Source organism: Mesorhizobium sp. B2-4-13 (assembly GCF_006658535.1).
GTDB classification, from domain to species: domain Bacteria; phylum Pseudomonadota; class Alphaproteobacteria; order Rhizobiales; family Rhizobiaceae; genus Mesorhizobium; species Mesorhizobium australicum.
Genome location: NZ_VFVB01000005.1, coordinates 358,384 through 373,869, shown reverse-complemented (window position 1 = coordinate 373,869; position 15,486 = coordinate 358,384). Strand labels below are relative to the sequence as shown.

Annotated in this window: 18 protein-coding genes; 13 read left to right on the top strand and 5 right to left on the bottom strand. The window is 64.5% G+C overall.

What is annotated here, in order from left to right; all coding sequences use genetic code 11:
* The first annotated feature begins 246 nt into the window (after positions 1-246).
* The 3 genes from rlmN to FJ936_RS17020 are packed head-to-tail and all read left to right on the top strand — an operon-like array spanning position 247 to position 2,398.
* Complete coding sequence (gene rlmN, locus FJ936_RS17030) at positions 247-1,482, top strand: 23S rRNA (adenine(2503)-C(2))-methyltransferase RlmN (protein WP_140618248.1); 1,236 nt, start codon at positions 247-249, stop codon at positions 1,480-1,482.
* Entirely contained in the window at positions 1,479-1,928 is a 450-nt protein-coding gene (locus tag FJ936_RS17025; protein WP_141906800.1) for a hypothetical protein, read from the top strand. Before rlmN ends, FJ936_RS17025 begins: the two co-directional genes overlap by 4 nt.
* Positions 1,925-2,398, top strand: coding sequence for a hypothetical protein (locus FJ936_RS17020; RefSeq protein WP_015314950.1), 474 nt, complete (start codon positions 1,925-1,927; stop codon positions 2,396-2,398). Before FJ936_RS17025 ends, FJ936_RS17020 begins: the two co-directional genes overlap by 4 nt.
* On the opposite strand, the gene FJ936_RS17015 is transcribed toward FJ936_RS17020, so the two are convergent.
* Positions 2,370-3,011, bottom strand: coding sequence for a LysE family translocator (locus FJ936_RS17015; protein WP_140703788.1), 642 nt, complete (start codon positions 3,009-3,011; stop codon positions 2,370-2,372). The two genes, FJ936_RS17020 and FJ936_RS17015, sit on opposite strands and share 29 nt — an antisense overlap.
* A 325-nt stretch (positions 3,012-3,336) precedes the next feature.
* Between FJ936_RS17015 and FJ936_RS17010 the strand changes: the two genes are divergently transcribed.
* Together FJ936_RS17010 and FJ936_RS17005 are read left to right on the top strand one after the other, a co-directional pair.
* A complete protein-coding gene (locus FJ936_RS17010) occupies positions 3,337-4,560 on the top strand; it encodes an argininosuccinate synthase (RefSeq protein ID WP_141906799.1) in 1,224 nt (407 codons plus the stop codon).
* 5 nt (positions 4,561-4,565) lie between these two features.
* Positions 4,566-5,087 carry a hypothetical protein gene (locus tag FJ936_RS17005; protein ID WP_141906798.1) on the top strand — a complete coding sequence of 174 codons (522 nt, stop codon included), beginning with the start codon at positions 4,566-4,568 and terminating at the stop codon, positions 5,085-5,087.
* A 48-nt stretch (positions 5,088-5,135) separates the two neighbouring features.
* On the opposite strand, the gene FJ936_RS17000 is transcribed toward FJ936_RS17005, so the two are convergent.
* A complete protein-coding gene (locus tag FJ936_RS17000) occupies positions 5,136-5,933 on the bottom strand; it encodes a lytic transglycosylase domain-containing protein (protein WP_141906797.1) in 798 nt (265 codons plus the stop codon).
* A 311-nt stretch (positions 5,934-6,244) separates the two neighbouring features.
* On the opposite strand from FJ936_RS17000, the gene FJ936_RS16995 reads away from it, so the two are divergent.
* The 7 genes from FJ936_RS16995 (at position 6,245) to FJ936_RS16965 (ending at position 12,778) form a co-directional block, all read left to right on the top strand.
* Positions 6,245-7,342: a putative zinc-binding metallopeptidase gene (locus FJ936_RS16995; protein ID WP_141906796.1), complete on the top strand. Its 1,098-nt coding sequence runs from the start codon at positions 6,245-6,247 to the stop codon at positions 7,340-7,342.
* 62 nt (positions 7,343-7,404) lie between these two features.
* Positions 7,405-8,004: a DUF1236 domain-containing protein gene (locus FJ936_RS16990; protein ID WP_015314956.1), complete on the top strand. Its 600-nt coding sequence runs from the start codon at positions 7,405-7,407 to the stop codon at positions 8,002-8,004.
* 172 nt (positions 8,005-8,176) lie between these two features.
* Complete coding sequence (locus FJ936_RS16985) at positions 8,177-9,133, top strand: type II CAAX endopeptidase family protein (RefSeq protein WP_141906795.1); 957 nt, start codon at positions 8,177-8,179, stop codon at positions 9,131-9,133.
* Between the two features lie 295 nt (positions 9,134-9,428).
* A complete protein-coding gene (ffh, locus tag FJ936_RS16980) occupies positions 9,429-11,024 on the top strand; it encodes a signal recognition particle protein (RefSeq protein ID WP_015314958.1) in 1,596 nt (531 codons plus the stop codon).
* Positions 11,025-11,031: 7 nt separating this feature from the next.
* A complete protein-coding gene (locus FJ936_RS16975; protein WP_015314959.1) occupies positions 11,032-11,358 on the top strand; it encodes a chorismate mutase in 327 nt (108 codons plus the stop codon).
* Between the two features lie 47 nt (positions 11,359-11,405).
* Positions 11,406-11,807 carry a 30S ribosomal protein S16 gene (gene rpsP, locus FJ936_RS16970; protein WP_023774471.1) on the top strand — a complete coding sequence of 134 codons (402 nt, stop codon included), beginning with the start codon at positions 11,406-11,408 and terminating at the stop codon, positions 11,805-11,807.
* A gap of 125 nt (positions 11,808-11,932) precedes the next feature.
* Positions 11,933-12,778, top strand: coding sequence for an acyl-CoA thioester hydrolase/BAAT C-terminal domain-containing protein (locus FJ936_RS16965; RefSeq protein WP_140874515.1), 846 nt, complete (start codon positions 11,933-11,935; stop codon positions 12,776-12,778).
* A 108-nt stretch (positions 12,779-12,886) separates the two neighbouring features.
* On the opposite strand, the gene FJ936_RS16960 is transcribed toward FJ936_RS16965, so the two are convergent.
* The 3 genes from FJ936_RS16960 to FJ936_RS16950 all read right to left on the bottom strand — a co-directional run bounded on the left by FJ936_RS16960 (position 12,887) and on the right by FJ936_RS16950 (position 14,749).
* Positions 12,887-13,150, bottom strand: a complete 264-nt coding sequence (locus FJ936_RS16960; protein ID WP_015314961.1) for a YMGG-like glycine zipper-containing protein — start codon at positions 13,148-13,150, stop codon at positions 12,887-12,889.
* Positions 13,151-13,329: 179 nt separating this feature from the next.
* Entirely contained in the window at positions 13,330-13,740 is a 411-nt protein-coding gene (locus FJ936_RS16955; RefSeq protein WP_140618262.1) for a DoxX family protein, read from the bottom strand.
* Between the two features lie 103 nt (positions 13,741-13,843).
* Positions 13,844-14,749, bottom strand: a complete 906-nt coding sequence (locus FJ936_RS16950; RefSeq protein ID WP_140618264.1) for a bestrophin family ion channel — start codon at positions 14,747-14,749, stop codon at positions 13,844-13,846.
* A 173-nt stretch (positions 14,750-14,922) separates the two neighbouring features.
* Between FJ936_RS16950 and FJ936_RS16945 the strand changes: the two genes are divergently transcribed.
* Positions 14,923-15,330 (top strand): ACT domain-containing protein, encoded by a 408-nt coding sequence (locus FJ936_RS16945; protein WP_141906794.1) that lies wholly within the window; start codon positions 14,923-14,925, stop codon positions 15,328-15,330.
* The last annotated feature ends 156 nt before the right edge of the window (positions 15,331-15,486 follow it).

The window sequence follows — 15,486 nt, the reverse complement described above, 5'->3', positions numbered from 1 at the left end:
GCCCCATTTAGGGTTCGAAGGCGCGATGGGGATCGTTACGCCAACACGACTAAGTGATCGCCGCCAACGACATCGCGTCCACCGGCGGCGATCGTCCTTCACGGGGACGGTGGCGATCGGGACACCGACGGCGGACCCCAGTTTGGCGTGCACGGCATGACTTCGCGCTCAACCTGTGCTATGCGCCGCGCTTCATATCGGGCCGATGGATGAAATCGGCCGCAAACCGCTTATATCTGTGCAACCATGACCCTTTCACTCGACCTTACCGCCGAAGGCGCCCGTGACGCCTTGCGCGGCCGTGCCGCGCGGACCGAAAAGCCATCGCTGATCGGCCTCACGCGGACGGAACTCGCCGCCGCTCTTGTCGAATCCGGCACCGTGCCGGAGCGCCAGGCAAAGATGCGCGCCCAGCAGCTCTGGCACTGGATGTATGTGCGCGGCGTTTCCGACTTCGCCGGCATGTTCAACATCTCCAAGGATCTGCGCGCCGAACTCGACAAGCATTTCACCGTCGCCCGGCCCGAGATCGTCGAGGAGCAGATTTCCGCCGACGGCACGCGAAAGTGGCTGTTCCGCTTTCCGCCCCGCGGCGCCGGCCGGCCGGTCGAGATCGAGACCGTCTATATCCCCGAGGAAGGCCGTGGCACGCTGTGCATCTCCTCGCAGGTCGGCTGCACGCTGACCTGTTCGTTCTGCCACACCGGCACGCAGAAGCTGGTGCGCAACCTGACCGCGGAAGAAATCCTGGCGCAGTTGCTCACCGCGCGCGACCGGCTCGGCGACTTCCCCGACCGCGACACGCCGGATGGCGCCATCGTGCCGGCCGAGGGTCGGAAAGTGTCCAACATCGTCATGATGGGCATGGGCGAGCCGCTCTATAATTTCGAGGCGGTGAAGAAGGCGCTGCTGATCGCCTCCGACGGCGACGGCCTGTCCCTGTCGAAGCGTCGCATCACGCTGTCGACCTCCGGCGTCGTGCCCGAGATTTTCCGCACCGGCGAGGAGATCGGCGTCATGCTGGCGATCTCGCTGCATGCGACGAATGACGATCTGCGCGACCTTCTGGTGCCGATCAACAAGAAGTATCCGCTGAAGGAGCTGATCGCCGCCTGCCGCGCCTATCCCGGCCTCTCCAACGCCAAGCGCATCACCTTCGAATATGTGATGCTGAAGGACGTCAACGATTCCATCGAGGACGCCAAGGGGCTGATCAAGCTGCTCAAGGGGATTCCGGCCAAGATAAACCTGATCCCGTTCAACCCGTGGCCGGGCACCAACTACCAGTGCTCGGACTGGGAGACGATCGAGAAGTTCGCCGACTACATCAACAATGCCGGCTATGCCTCGCCGATCCGCACGCCGCGCGGCCGCGACATCCTGGCCGCCTGCGGCCAGCTGAAGTCGGAATCGGAACGCATGCGCAAGGTCGACCGGCTGGCGCTGGAAGCCATGATGATCGCGGGGCACGGCGAGGTGTGAGCCGTCTCGCCGCCGGCCTCACACGTTTCGCCATGATTGCAGTCGGCTACCTCGCCGCCGTGCTGACCTCGATCCTGGTGCCGGTACTGCTGATCGTTCTTCTGGCAGGGATCGAGGACGGCAACTGGTCGATCATTTTCACATTCGACTGGCTGGCCTCCTTCCCGCTCGCCGTGTTGACCGTGGCGATCTGCGCGCTGCTGATCGTCGGCCCGGCGATCTTCGTCGCCGAACGGCTGGCTCTGCGAGGATGGTTCTACTTCGCCGTCACGGGCGCGGTCACGTCGATCGCCTTCGGTGTTTTTGTGCCGGGCTCCGCTGGAGGCTTTGTTTTCAATCCGGGCTTCCTGGGTTTTCTGGCCGCCGCCGGCATTGCCGCCGGCTGGGTCTACTGGCTTCTGGCCGGACGCAGCTCCGGTCGTCTCAAGGGCCGTGATCCCCGATGAACCGTCTCGTCGCCTACATCGTGCGCTTCGCCATCATCCTGTTCGGTTATGCCGTCGCCTCGCTAGCGGCGAGCGCCTTCCTCAACATCCTGTTCCTGGCCTCGCTCGGCTACGCGCCGGCGCAAGCGCATCCGGCGGCAACGGCATCGCTCTATTTTTCAATTCCCTTCGTCGCCCTGTTCGTCGCCTATTTCGGCTTCATGCCGGCGGCGATCGTCATCCTGATTGCCGAAATCCTCGGCCGGCGCGACTGGTTGTTCTACGCGCTCGCCGGCGCGGTGGTGGCGGGGGTTTTCCTCGGCCTCGTCGACAATGTCCGCGATTCCCCTTTCGCGGTCACCGAAGCCAGCGCCATCATGGCGGTGCTCGGTGGCGGCATGGTCGGTGGGATCTTCTATTGGCTTGCCGCCGGGCGCTGGGCGGGAAGCTGGTGGAAGGTTTCTACTTCGCCTGGGCCGTCAGGATCTTGAGCGCGAACGCCGAGAACACGCCGGCGAAGAGATAGTCGACCACCCGCGTCACACGGGGGCTGGCTTTCATTGCCGCCGAGAATTTTTCCGCCGCCAGCACCATCGGTACCGTCACCGGGATCGACAGCACGATGAACATGGAGCCGAGGAAGAACAGTTTCCCCGGCGCGTTCGGATCGTGCGCGGAGACGAATTGCGGCAGGAAGGTCATGAAGAACAGGATAATCTTCGGGTTGAGCAAATTGACGCCGAGCCCCGCCGCCCAGCTGCGCAACAGGGAAATTTGCGGACCGGTCTTCTTTTCCGGCGAGAAAGCCGAGCCCTTGGCGATCGCCTGCCAGGCGAGGAAGACGAGATAGCCGGCGCCAAAGATCTTCAGCACGAAAAAAGCCATCGGCGAGGCGACGATCAGCGCCGAGACGCCGACCACCACCAGCGTGGTGTGGATCAGCGTGCCGCACAGCGCGCCGGCCATCGAGGCAAAGCCGGTGGCGCGGCCCTGGCTCAGCGTGCGCGACACGAACAGCGTCATGTCGGGGCCTGGCGTGATCGCCAGGATCACGGTGGCGATGGCGAACTGGATCAGCGTGGTGGTGTCGGGAATGAAGGACATGGCAGGCCCCGGGGGAACGCGTCGGCTATACAGGACCCGTCTCGCCGGCGCCAGATGGGGCCAGCGCGTCCTCCGGTGGAGTGGAGCGGTTCGGCCAGTTTCGCCAGCTTACATTTCGCCAGCTTACAGGCGGCGGTCTTGAGCGCCTGGTAACCGGCGGCATGGCCCCGGGATCGGTCCTCCCGATCAAGCCCGGCGTCGTACTGCCGCGCTGGATCAGCAACCTTGCGCCGCGTGCGCTTGCTCGCTTTGCCGTTCCTGCTAAAAGGCGCTCCGACAATCCGTGACGCCTTGCCTCAGGCGTCCACCTTTCGACGGAGCAGAAATGTCCAAGATCAAAGACGTCAAGAAGGTCGTGCTCGCCTATTCCGGCGGCCTCGACACATCCATCATTCTGAAATGGCTGCAGACCGAACTCGGCGCCGAAGTCGTCACCTTCACCGCCGATCTCGGCCAGGGCGGCGAACTGGAGCCGGCGCGCCGCAAGGCCGAGATGATGGGGATCAAGGACATCCGCGTCGTCGACGTACGCGAGGAATTCGTCGCCGACTTCGTCTTCCCTATGTTCCGCGCCAACACCGTCTATGAAGGCACCTATCTCTTGGGCACCTCGATCGCGCGGCCGCTGATCTCCAAGCACCTGGTCGAGATCGCCAGGGAAACCGGCGCCGACGCCATCGCGCATGGCGCCACCGGCAAGGGCAACGACCAGGTCCGTTTCGAGCTTTCGGCCTATGCGCTCAACCCCGACATCAAGGTCATTGCGCCGTGGCGCGACTGGTCGTTCAAGTCGCGCACCGACTTGATGAACTTCGCCGAACAGCACCAGATCCCGGTGCCGAAGGACAAGAGGGGCGACGCACCGTTCTCCGTCGACGCAAATCTGCTGCACTCGTCCTCCGAGGGCAAGGTGCTGGAAGACCCATGGAGCGAGCCGCCGGAATTCGTGCATCAGCGCACCGTGTCGCCAATGGACGCGCCGGATGCCGTCACAGAGATCGAAATCGAATTCCTGAAGGGCGACCCGGTCGCGCTGAACGGCAAGAAGCTGTCGCCGGCCACTATGCTGGCGGCGCTCAACGATCTCGGCCACGACAATGGCATAGGCCGGCTCGACCTGGTCGAGAACCGTTTCGTCGGCATGAAATCGCGAGGCGTGTATGAAACGCCGGGCGGCACCATCCTGATCGTGGCCCATCGCGCCATCGAATCGATCACGCTCGACCGGGGTGCCGCGCACCTCAAGGACGAGTTCATGCCGCGCTACGCGGAGCTCATCTACAACGGCTTCTGGTTCTCGCCCGAGCGCCTGATGCTGCAGGCGATGATCGACAAGAGCCAGGAAGACGTCGAAGGCACGGTGCGGCTGAAGCTCTACAAGGGCAATGTCATGGTCACCGGCCGCAAATCTGGGAAGACGCTCTATTCCGACGCGCTGGTCACCTTCGAGGACGACCGTGGCGCCTATGACCAGAAGGACGCCGCCGGCTTCATCCGCCTCAATGCGCTGAGGCTGCGGACATTGGCCGCGCGCAACCGCAACAGCTAGACGGAATGCGCTGTCTCGGTCGATGCCTGGTGCCGCTGCTCTTTCTGGCGGCGCCGGTCATGGCTGGGGACTTCGACCCCGCCTCCGTCGACCTTGCCGCCCTCATCGAATGCAGGGCCGATGTGCCGGCGTATAATGGTCTTGCCCTCTGGCTGGCCGGTGAGCCGGACGCGGCGCAGACCCTTGGCTGGAAGGAGGTCGCTTCCGGCAATCCCTTCCTGCGGCAGTATCGATTGTCGGCCCCGGTCCATGTCTTCGGGCGCGAGACCGCGACGATCGTCTTTACCGCGACAGGGCCGATGGCCGTGCTTGATGGCATCGCCGCGCCGGACCTCGCCCGCCAGCTCGACGTCCCGGCGACGGTCTCGACGCCGGACAAGTTCCTCGGCGAGAAGGTCATGGCCGAAAGCAGCGAGGACGCCGGCGGCGTGAGCCTTGCCACGCGCATCACGCTCAACGTCTCGACCGTCGAGTCCCACCCCGGCAGGACGCTGGCCGGCTGTTCCTATGCGCTCGACGTGAAATGAAACCCGGCGCGGTGGCCGGGTTTTTCGTTCAATGGCCGTGCGGTTCGATCAATCGGCGTCGATCGCGGTGGCGATGCGGGCGATGGCCTGCTGATAGACGCTTGCGGAATTCCAGCCGGCGATCGCGCCCATATTCGACTGCGCGCTGGCGCCAGCCCGCCAGCCGTGACCCTTGAGGAAGTTGGCGGTGGAGGCCAAAGCTGTGGCCTTGTCGCGCAGGTTTCCGCTACCGACCGCATACTTCAAGACATTTCCGGGCAAGAACTGCGTGTGGCCGATCTCGCCATGCATGGCGCCGACCGACGAGGCGGTCAACGCTCCGCGATCAACCAGCTTCAGGGCCGCGATGGCGTGCGGATGGAAGTAATCCGGACGGCGGCAATCATAGGCAAGCGTCACAATGGCGGAGACCGTGTTCTGGTTGCCCATGGAAGCACCGAAGCCGGTTTCCATGCCCCAGATGGCGAGCAGCACGCCCGGCGACACGCCGTAGTTGGCTTCGATCTGGTTGAACAGCGCCGCGTTCGACTTCTTCAGCGACCGGCCCTTGGAGATGATCGCCGACCCGCCGCGGCGTTTCATGAAATCGTCCACCGAGCCGCTGAAAGCCTTGTGGATGGCGCGGTCGGCGGAGATCGTCCTTGTTGCGTAGGTCGCGCCGGCCAGAGCGGCCAGACCCCTCGACCCGACACCTTCGGACTTGGCCTCCGCGGCGAAGTCCTGTTTCCAGGCGTCGAAGCCGGCGCCGGTCTTGCCGCAGCTGGCCGCCGCTTGCGCGCCGGTTGCCAGCCCCAGCACCGCCACCACCGCCGCCGCTAAAATCCTACCCTTGGCAAGAAATGCCATTTTGTTCTCCTGGTTGCCTGATTCACGTCCCGTTTGCGAATTTGCCAGCGAAACGCGCATTTGTCACCGTCTGTGGCGCGATGCTGGCGAATGCCGGGGAATTTGCCTACGATCAAGTGATTATTATGGCGAGTGTCAGGCATGAAAGACGCTGATGCCGCCCATGGACCGGGGCAGGCGCGCCTGGACCGGCGAAGCAAAATAGTCGCGCTGGACCGCGGAACACCGGCCGGTGGTTCGCGTTTGGGCATGGGCCGCCATGCATCCCTTTCAGATGAATCATGCATCCCTTCTGACGAATTGAGACCGAGATGAAACTTTTCGACTGCCCGCATTGCGGCCACCGTCTCTATTTCGAGAATGCCCAGTGCCTGAACTGCAGCAGTCTCGTGCTTTATGATCCCGAGGGCGCGCGCTTTGTCTTGTCCGGCGTCGACGGCGCGATCCAGTGCACCAATGCCGACGAATGCGCCTGCAACTGGATGGCCGAGCCGGGACAGGTCTTCTGCCGGGCTTGCGTGCTGAACCAGCTGATCCCGGATCTCTCGGTCGACGGCAATCGCCGCCGCTGGATTCGCGTCGAGGCGGCGAAGAAGCGCGCCATCTATTCGCTGCTCGCCTTCGGCCTGCCGGTGGCGCCCAAGCAGAGCCCGACGGACGAGATCGGGCTGGCCTTCGACTTCCTCGCCGATCCGATCGGCGGCGGCCCGGGCGGCGAACGGATTCTCACCGGTCACGACAACGGCCTGATCACGCTGAACGTCGCCGAAGCCGATTCAGCCGAGCGCGAAAAACGTCGCGTCCAGATGGGTGAGAATTACCGCACGCTGCTCGGCCATTTCCGCCACGAGCTCGGCCACTATTACTGGGACCGCCTGATCCGCGACGATCCGCAAAGGCTGGAAGCGTTCCGCGCCTTGTTCGGCGACGAGCGTGCCGACTACGAACAGGCGCTGAAGGCTTATTACGCCAATGGCGCGGCGCCCGACTGGCAGCAAGACCACATCTCGGCCTACGCCACCTCGCATCCGTGGGAGGACTGGGCCGAGACCTGGGCCCACCACCTGCACATCACCGACACGCTGGAGATGGTCCATGCGCTGAACTTCCCGCTCGGCCGGCTGGAGACGGTGGAGGCGAACGAACTGCCGCGGGGCGATACCGGGGGCGAGCCGCAGGCGGCACCCTCGGAGCCCGCCAACACGCCCGAGCCCTTCGACAAGATCCTTGCCCGCTGGCTGGTGCTGTCGGAAGCCTCCAATTCGATCAACCGCTGCATGGGCCTGCCCGACCTCTACCCCTTCGTCATTTCGGACGCGACCGCGAGGAAACTGGCGTTCGTACACGATCTTCTGACCGGCTTGCCGATAGCCGCCGGAACAAATCGTGAGTTGGCTCGCGCATTTTAGCCGGAACGCATGCGCTGCTGTCCCGTTGTCACCGCCGAGGGACTGTGAAACGGAGAGAACCCATGAAATCCTTATTGTTTCCCGCAATAGCCGGGATGCTGACCGCAATGTCGGGCGCGGCATTGGCCGATACCGCTGTCTCGGCAGTCACCGATCTCAACGTGCGTGCCGGTCCCGGCCCGCAATATCCTGTCATTGGCGTTCTCGCCGCAGGCCAGTCGGCAACGCTCAACGGCTGCATCGAAAACAGCAAATGGTGCACCATCGCCGAAGCCGGCGGCCAGGGCTGGGTCTATTCCGACTACGTCACCGCCGATTTCGGCGGCAGCCGCGTGGTGCTGACGCAGCGTCGCTCCGCCGTTGCCGTGGTCTCGCCGCCGGACGACATCGGCAACTATTCGACCGACTATACCGGTGCGATCATTTCCAGCGATCCGGTGGTTGGCGACTTTCCAGCGCCGCCGGCCGCGGTACGGACCTATGTCGACACCCATCGCCTCGACCCCGTCTATCTCGACGGCGAGGTGGTCACCGGCGCGACCCTGCCCGATACGGTCGAGCTGCGCGAAATTCCTGACTACAACTACCGCTACGTCTATGTGAACGGCCAGCGGGCGCTGATCGATCCGCAGACACGGCGCATCATGTACGTCGTGCGTTGACGCGATGCCGGCGGTCGCCGAAGCGGCCGCCGGCGAAACCTGGATTGGCTGCCTCGGCAGGCTGGCCCGCGCCTGCGTTCCGTGGGTGTGCGCGTATTCCTGCTGATATCGATTCCGGTTCCCGAAGCCATCAGCTGGATCAAGCAGCGATGGATTGGGATCGAGGACAAGCGTGACGATCGACGACACCGCCTTCGAGCGCTATCGCAACACGCCGAACGCCAGGACGACCTTGCCGCGCCTGTTGCTGGGAACGCTGATCGCCGTCCTGTTCTGGGCCGCCACCACCGCGGCCGTGCTGTTCGGTGGCACCCATGTTTACTTCGCCTGGCAGGGGGCGGCGGCTTCGCCATACGGCGTGGAAGGTTTTCTCGCCTCGCCCGTCGGCATCCTCTGCGCGCTCGCCTCTTTCGCCGGGATCTGGATCGGCCTGTGGATCGTGATGCGCTGGGTGCATGGCGAGCCGCTGTCGGCGCTGCTTGGCGCCGGCCGCCGCGTAGCGCGACCGGACTTCCTCAAGGGGCTGATCGCGGTGCTGATCACGTCGGCCTTGTCCGAAATCCTGCTCTATCTGCTGCAGCCCGGCATTGCGCGCGGCACGATCAGCCTGTCGTCATGGCTGCTGTTCGCGATCCCAATCGCCACGCTCACCTTGCTGCAGACTTCGTCGGAGGAGGTGCTGTTTCGCGGCTATCTGCTGCGTGGCCTGGCCAATCGGTTCAGAAGCCCGTGCGTCTGGGCGCTGCTGCCCGGCCTGCTGTTCACCTCGCTGCACTGGAGCGGCGGTTCGTCGGCCGCCATCAACGCCAGCGTGCTGGTGTCGATCGCTGCCTTCGCGCTGCTTCTGACCCTCGTGGTCTACGCCACCGGCAATCTCGGCGCGGCACTTGGCGCCCATCTTGGCAACAACCTCACCGGCTTCCTGCTGATCTCGCATCAGGAGAGCTACAATTCCTTCGCCTTGTTCACTGCAAAGCCGCTCGAGGGACCGGGCTGGATGATATCGGATGCCATCCTCATTGCGCTCATCGGTATTGCCTGCAGCCTGCTCACGATTGTTTTGCTGCTGCATCCGCGCTCGCCGCTGAGGGTCTCAGCCCAGGTCCCCAACGGCCCGAGCACGGCCTGATCGCGGCCCGGGAAACGGCGCGGCACCGGCCTTGCCTTGACTCTCGCGCCAAATTCCTGTCTACAGCCCACCAATTCCGCGACGAGTATCCCTCCGAGCAAGCCGACCAGGACGCCGAAACCTCTTTGAGGCCGAGTGCTGTAAACAGATCCTGGAGGCCAACACCCGGCAGCGCTGTGCGCCCCCGGGTGCTTTTTGGTTTTGGGCTTTTGCTTGGACTGGCTTTTGCTTGGAGACTGGGCGCGAACGCATTACCTCTCGGGCACCATCCGGGTGCCAGGGAAAAGGAAAACGAATGTTTGAATCGCTGCAGGAGCGTCTTGGCTCCATCCTGAACGGCCTGACCGGCCGTGGCGCGCTGTCGGAGGCGGATGTCTCGGCAGCGTTGCGCGAGGTGCGCCGTGCGCTGCTCGAGGCCGACGTGGCGTTGGAAGTGGTGCGGTCCTTCACCGACAAGGTGCGCGAGAAGGCCGTCGGCGCCGCGGTGCTGAAGTCGATCAAGCCGGGACAGATGGTCGTCAAGATCGTCCATGACGAGCTGGTCGACATGCTCGGCGCCGAGGGTGTCGCCATCGACCTCAACGCGCCGGCCCCGGTCGTCATCATGATGGTCGGCCTGCAGGGCTCCGGCAAGACCACCACGTCGGCCAAGATCGCCAAGCGGCTGACCGAGCGGCAGAACAAGAAGGTCCTGATGGCCTCGCTCGACACGCGGCGTCCGGCCGCGCAGGAGCAGCTGCGCCAGCTCGGCGAGCAGGTCAAGGTGGCGACGCTGCCTGTTATCGCAGGCCAGAACCCGGTCGATATCGCCAAGCGCGCCGTGCAGGCCGCCAAGCTCGGCGGCCATGACGTCGTCATCCTCGACACCGCCGGCCGCACCCATATCGACGAGCCGCTGATGGTCGAGATGGCCGACATCAAGAAGGTGTCGAGCCCGCACGAGATCCTGCTGGTCGCCGATTCGCTGACCGGCCAGGACGCCGTCAACCTGGCGAAAAGCTTCGACGAGCGCGTCGGTATCACCGGCCTGGTCCTGACCCGCATGGACGGCGACGGCCGTGGCGGTGCCGCGCTGTCGATGCGCGCCGTCACGGGCAAGCCGATCAAGCTGATCGGCACCGGCGAAAAGATGGATGGGCTGGAGGAATTCCACCCCAAGCGGATCGCCGACCGCATCCTGGGCATGGGCGACATCGTCTCGCTCGTCGAAAAAGCCGCCGAGAACATCGATGCCGAGCAGGCGGCGGCGATGGCCAAGAAGATGCAGTCGGGCAAGTTCGACCTGAACGACCTCGCCCAGCAGCTTCAGCAGATGTCGAAGATGGGCGGCATGGGCGGCATCATGGGCATGATGCCCGGCATGGGCAAGATGAAGGACCAGATGGCCGCCGCCGGCCTCGACGACAAGATGTTCGGCCGCCAGCTCGCGATCATCTCCTCGATGACCAAGGCCGAGCGCGCCAATCCCGACATTCTAAAGCACTCGCGCAAGAAGCGCATCGCCGCCGGCTCCGGCACCGATGCCGCCGAGATCAACAAGCTCCTGAAGATGCATCGCGGCATGGCCGACATGATGAAGGCGATGGGCGGCAAGGGCAAAGGCGGTGGCCTGATGCGCGGCATGATGGGCGGCCTTGCCTCCAAGATGGGCCTTGGTGGTTTGGGGGGCGGCATGATGCCCGGCGGCATGGGCGGCATGCCCGATCTGTCGAAGATGGACCCCAAGCAGCTCGAAGCCTTGCAGAAGCAGGCGCAGGCCGCCGGCCTCGGCGGCATGAAGGGCCTGCCGGGCGGTCTTCCCGGCGGCGGCTTGCCCGGCCTGCCCGGCGGCATGAAGCTTCCCGGCCTTGGCGGCGGTGGCGGCCTGCCCGGTCTCGGCAAGAAAAAGTGAGGACGCTATGAACGAAGAAAAGGACATGGCCGACGCCCGCACCATCCTGGCCGGCTACCGCGCCTCTATCGACAACATCGACGCGGCCCTCATCCACATGCTCGCCGAGCGCTTCCGCTGCACCAAGGCGGTTGGCGTGCTCAAGGCCGAGCATGGCCTGCCGCCGGCCGACCCGGCGCGCGAGCAGCAGCAGATCGCCCGCCTGCGCCAGCTGGCGCATGACGCGCATCTCGACCCGGATTTCGCGGAGAAATTCCTCAACTTCGTCGTCCGCGAAGTGATCCGGCACCACGAACAGATCGCCGCTGCCAACGGCGTGACGAAAACGGGTTGAAGAAACCCTGACTTATCAAACGAATCAGAGCTTTTAGGAGAAAAGAAATGGCACTGAAGATCAGACTGGCCCGTGCGGGCTCGAAGAAGCGTCCTTACTACCACGTCGTCGTCGCCGATGCCCGTTCGCCCCGCGACGGCCGGTTCATCGAGTCGCTCGGCTCGTGGAACCCGCTGCTGCCGAAGGACGGCGAGCGCATCAAGGTCGACGCCGACCGCGTCAAGCATTGGCTGTCGCACGGCGCCCAGCCGACCGACCGCGTGCTGCGCTTCCTCGATGAGGCCGGCCTTGCCAAGCGCGAAGCCCGCTCCAACCCGAAGAAGGCCGAGCCCGGCAAGAAGGCGCAGGAACGCGCCGCCCTGCTGAAGAAGGCCCAGGAAGACGCCGCTGCCGCCGTCGCCTCGGCCGCTGCCGCACCGGCCGAAGCGGAAGCCGCTACCGCCGAGTAATCGCGTCCTATTCCTTGCGGGAACAAAACGGCGGGCCTGTGCCCGCCGTTTTGTTGTTTGCATTTGTCACTCACCTGCCCTTTGCTGTTTCATTGGAAAGCTTCTGATTTCCGGCTGAGGATCGGATGGACGAACGGGCAGTCGCGGAGGAAATCCTGTCCGGCTTCGTCGCCGGAACCCTGTTGCGATGCCCCGAGGCCACGACAGGTGTCGTGGTGCTGAGCGGATCGAGCGGCCGCGTCGACGTCGGGCGCGCCAGGCTGTTTGCCGATGTGGGCGTCTCTGCCCTTGCCCTCCGGTGGTTTGGCGGCCAAGACCAGATCCCAGGCATATGCGAAATCCCCCTGGAGATTTTTTTCGCCGCGACCGACCGTCTTGTCGGTTTGGGATGCCGGCGCATCGTTTATGTCGGCACGTCCAAAGGTGCCGAGGCGGCCTTGCTCGTGGCGACGCATGACCCGCGCATCGACGCCGTTGTCGCGATCAGCCCGACATCGGTGGTCTGGGGAAACATCGGGCCGGGCCGCGACGGCGTCAGCTGGCCCGAGCGGTCGTCGTGGACACTCAAGGGGCGCCCTCTCCCCTTTGTTCCGGCCGACCCCAACTGGAAGGCACGCTACGTCGATGGCCTCGTGTCCTACCGAGGGCTTTTCGAACACTGCCTGACCGCTTTCAAGAAGGAGGCCGGCAAGGCCGCCATTCCCGTCGAGGAAATTTCGGCGACGGTCATGCTGGTCGCGGGCGGCGACGACGCGCTGTGGCCGTCCCTGGAATTTGCCGCGTCGATTGTCCAGCGTAGGCAAGACGCCGGAAAGGCCACGCGCCTGGTTTCGGCCCCCGGCGCCGGCCACCGCATCGTCCTGCCTGGCGAAACCACCCCGCGCTCAAGCTCGCATGCGCATGGCGGCAATGACCGCGCCGATGCGGATCTGGGACGGGACGCCTGGCGATACATTCGGGAGCTGTTGTAGCGCGGCTCGCGGCGGCGGCTGTCTCAAGCGAGTCGCGGCCAATTCATCGATCGAAAACGGCGGGTCAAAAGCCCGCCGTTTTGCTCTTCATGTTTGGACTGAGGCCGATCAATAACCGCTTGGGCAGCGATCGACATAGACCCGACCATGGCGATCGCGGTACCGGCATTGGCCGCTTTCGCTGGCATGGCCGATCAGCGCGCCGGCCACGGCGCCGACCGCACCGCCGACAACAGCGCCCTGCACCGGATCTCCGGCCACGGCCGCGCCAACCGCAGCACCGCCCAGGCCGCCCACGGCAGCCCCTTTTTCCGTTTGCGAACATGCACCCAGTGCCGTCGTCAGCACCAGAATGGTCAGTATTTTCTTCATTTGTCGTTCCTCTCACACGCGGATCGCCGTCTCGCCGCCAAGTGCTTAACTCTCAGACGGCTAATTTGATCCCGAGGAGAACGAAGATCGCGACGCTGCTCGCCCAAACAGACCGCATCGGCGGTATTGCCACCCGATGGCGTGCAGGCGAAGTGGACGCTGTTCTTGGCTCGGAACAGCTATCGGCTGAACGGGATCAGCGCACGAACCCTGGGGTCGCGCAGATAGAGGCCGCCCCATAGGATGATGCCGAGATAGACGCCGAACAGCATGTGCGAGAACAGCGGATTGCCGATGCGCGCATTGGTGGCGATGGCGCCGCCCATATAGGCGGTGAGCAGGAGGGCGCCGAGCACGGAGGTGCGCGGCAGCGCGTAGAGCGCGGTCGAGACCAGGCCGATGACGCCCAGCATGCGCGCGACGTTGGGATCGGCTGGCCACCCAAGCGGCACCATCGTCTGGGTGACCACGTCGAGCGGCGGCAGCTTGATGGCGCCGTCGAAGATCATGAACAGGACGATGAGGCCGCTGAGCGCCCGGCCGGTCCACAGGGCGCCAGCCGAGACGGGCGCGGTTTGAGAAATGCTCATTGGGTGTCCTCCTGATGGTCAGCCCCTTTTTCGGTGGGGTCGACCCAAGGACGTTCCATGAGGCGTCGATCCGACAAATGTTCGGATTTTTGACGGTGCGGCGTTACGAAAGATAGAACTTTTCGGCCGACAGCATCTTTGGTGGCGTCTCGCCCAAGGCCTCGAACACCGAGATTTCGCAGACCCGGCACAGGCCGTCGAGCGCGAGGTCGTTGGCTTCGGTGCCAAACGGATCCTCAAGCTCTTCCGAAAGCGCGTCGAGGCCGAAGAAGGTGTAGGCGATCAGCGCCGTGAACAATGGCGTTGCCCAACCGGTGGTCGAGATCAGGCCAATCGGCAGCAGCAGGCACACGATGTAGGCCGTGCGGTGCACCAGCAGCGTGTAGGCGAAGGGCAAGGGCGTGCCGGCGATCCGCTCGCAGCCGGCCTGGATGGCGGTGATTGACGCCAGCCTCTCATCCAGAATGCGGAAACCGATCGTGTCGAGGTCGCCAGCCCGGCGCTGCGCATTGGCACGGCGGCCCATGCGCCTGACCATCTCGTCCGCCGGATTGGCGAAACTAGCGGCCGTCCCGGCTTCAGCCTCGATGAAGGCATGGACCTCCTTGACGCTGTCGATCTTGCGCAACTGGCCGCGCAGAAAATGACAGAAGGCCAGCGCTTCCATCAGCAGGGCGCGTTGCTCGGCCCGATCGGGAATGAGGCTTGTCGTGGCGCGGGCCAGATTGCGGATTTCGAAGACCAGCGCGCCCCACAGTTTGCGCGCCTCCCACCAGCGATCATAGGCGGCGTTGTTGCGAAACGACAGATAGATCGACAAGGTCACGCCCACCAGTCCGAAAGGCGTGATGTTGAAGACGCCGAGATCGAGCTGGAACCGGCGCGCCACGACGAGGATGACCGCCGAATAGATCGCGAAGCCGAAAATCTGCGGCAGGATGCGTGGCACCACCGAACCGCGCATGATGAAGAACAGCTGCAGGAAGGTGGGGCGCGGACGAACGATCATTCGGGAGCCTTTCACGGACCGGCGTCGGCCCTCAGCTCCTGTATTGTGCGATGCGGCCGTCATGCAAGCCCGGCCGCCGGCGACATTGCCATGTCGTCCGTGTGTCGACTACCGGTGTGTGCTGTTTGCGGATATTGAGAAGCTGCTGCCGTCCCGATGCAGGCGAGAAAAAAATGACGGGCGAGACCGATCTGAGCACTCTGTTGGCGTCGATGACGCCGGAACTGCGCGATGGCATCTATGTCTTCGCCATGCTGGCGCCTGGCGTTCCACGGCCCGAAGGCCTCGAACCGGTCATGGCGTTTCGGGAGCGCGAAGGCACGACGCTGATCGTGACGGAGGAAGCCGCCCGGAGCACGGAACTAGCCGCCTCGTTCCGCTGCCGGATGATCACGCTGAACGTCCACTCATCGCTGGAAGCCGTCGGCTTCCTCGCCGCCATCACCGCGTGCCTCGCCGCCGCCGGCATGGGCGTCAATCCGGTCTCGGGTTTTTACCATGATCACCTGTTCGTGCCGGCGGACCGGGCGGAGGAGGCGATGGCGGTGCTGCGCGAACTGAGTGTGGATAGTGCGAGTTGAACTCGGCGCAGAGCGGCTAATCATGAGTCGGCAGCGCCAAAATTGGCAAGGCCAGCGCCGCCCCTCATCCCCCTGCCGGGACCTTCTCCCCGTATAGTGACGGGGAGAAGAGGGCTAACGGCCGGAGGCCGAGCCCGCGACAGTGGGCCGCCGATG

Excerpts from the sequence above, each read along its gene's own strand:
- FJ936_RS17005 (WP_141906798.1), top strand. The coding sequence starts at position 4,566 with ATGCGCTGTCTCGGTCGATGCCTGGTGCCGCTGCTCTTTCTGGCGGCG.
- FJ936_RS16990 (WP_015314956.1), top strand. The coding sequence starts at position 7,405 with ATGAAATCCTTATTGTTTCCCGCAATAGCCGGGATGCTGACCGCAATG.
- FJ936_RS16945 (WP_141906794.1), top strand. The coding sequence starts at position 14,923 with ATGACGGGCGAGACCGATCTGAGCACTCTGTTGGCGTCGATGACGCCG.
- FJ936_RS16950 (WP_140618264.1), bottom strand. The coding sequence starts at position 14,749 with ATGATCGTTCGTCCGCGCCCCACCTTCCTGCAGCTGTTCTTCATCATG.
- FJ936_RS17020 (WP_015314950.1), top strand. The coding sequence starts at position 1,925 with ATGAACCGTCTCGTCGCCTACATCGTGCGCTTCGCCATCATCCTGTTC.
- FJ936_RS16955 (WP_140618262.1), bottom strand. The coding sequence starts at position 13,740 with ATGAGCATTTCTCAAACCGCGCCCGTCTCGGCTGGCGCCCTGTGGACC.
- FJ936_RS16965 (WP_140874515.1), top strand. The coding sequence starts at position 11,933 with ATGGACGAACGGGCAGTCGCGGAGGAAATCCTGTCCGGCTTCGTCGCC.
- rlmN (WP_140618248.1), top strand. The coding sequence starts at position 247 with ATGACCCTTTCACTCGACCTTACCGCCGAAGGCGCCCGTGACGCCTTG.
- ffh (WP_015314958.1), top strand. The coding sequence starts at position 9,429 with ATGTTTGAATCGCTGCAGGAGCGTCTTGGCTCCATCCTGAACGGCCTG.
- FJ936_RS16995 (WP_141906796.1), top strand. The coding sequence starts at position 6,245 with ATGAAACTTTTCGACTGCCCGCATTGCGGCCACCGTCTCTATTTCGAG.
- FJ936_RS16975 (WP_015314959.1), top strand. The coding sequence starts at position 11,032 with ATGAACGAAGAAAAGGACATGGCCGACGCCCGCACCATCCTGGCCGGC.
- FJ936_RS16960 (WP_015314961.1), bottom strand. The coding sequence starts at position 13,150 with ATGAAGAAAATACTGACCATTCTGGTGCTGACGACGGCACTGGGTGCA.
- FJ936_RS17010 (WP_141906799.1), top strand. The coding sequence starts at position 3,337 with ATGTCCAAGATCAAAGACGTCAAGAAGGTCGTGCTCGCCTATTCCGGC.
- rpsP (WP_023774471.1), top strand. The coding sequence starts at position 11,406 with ATGGCACTGAAGATCAGACTGGCCCGTGCGGGCTCGAAGAAGCGTCCT.
- FJ936_RS17015 (WP_140703788.1), bottom strand. The coding sequence starts at position 3,011 with ATGTCCTTCATTCCCGACACCACCACGCTGATCCAGTTCGCCATCGCC.
- FJ936_RS17000 (WP_141906797.1), bottom strand. The coding sequence starts at position 5,933 with ATGGCATTTCTTGCCAAGGGTAGGATTTTAGCGGCGGCGGTGGTGGCG.